This window comes from Candidatus Frankia alpina, assembly GCF_902806485.1.
Taxonomy (GTDB): Bacteria; Actinomycetota; Actinomycetes; order Frankiales; family Frankiaceae; genus Frankia; species Frankia alpina.
In genome coordinates, this window is sequence record NZ_CADCWT010000578.1 from 1 (window position 1) to 499 (window position 499).

The following is a 499-nucleotide window of genomic DNA, read 5'->3' on the forward strand; positions in this document are numbered from 1 at the left end:
CGTGTGACCGCAGGCACCGGCGATGCTGTCGACCGCAGGGTCGCTGGGCGGTACCGGCTCATCGAGCAACTCGGCGCCGGTGCCTACGGAACGGTCTGGCGGGCATTCGACGAGATCCTCGGTGTCACAGCGGCGGCCAAGGAGGTGCGCATATCTCCGGCTGCTTCCCTTGAGAATACGGCGCACATATTGGCCAGGGCCGAGCGGGAGGCGCGGATGGTTGCGAAACTTCGAGACCATCCGAACGTCGTCACCGTGCTCGATGTGGTTCGGGATGAAGGCCTGCCCTGGATAATCATGGAGTTCATCCCGTCGGTCTCGCTGGCCGAGGCGATCCGCGCACGCGGCGCGTTTCCACCCGGATCGGGGTCGCGGTGCTGGCCGCGCTCATCGCCGCCCACCAGGCCGGGATCACCCATCGGGACGTCAAACCTGCGAACATTGAGCCATTCCCGGCGTCGATTTGTGAGGTTGGGTAATTGTTGCGGGGTGTGAGTGT

1 protein-coding gene is annotated in these 499 nt (G+C 64.9%); it reads left to right on the top strand.

Annotated elements, in window-relative coordinates; all coding sequences use genetic code 11:
- Window positions 1–3: 3 nt before the first annotated feature.
- Window positions 4–495: a protein kinase domain-containing protein gene (locus G6R25_RS24575; RefSeq protein WP_235949559.1), complete on the top strand. Its 492-nt coding sequence runs from the start codon at window positions 4–6 to the stop codon at window positions 493–495.
- Window positions 496–499 lie beyond the last annotated feature (4 nt).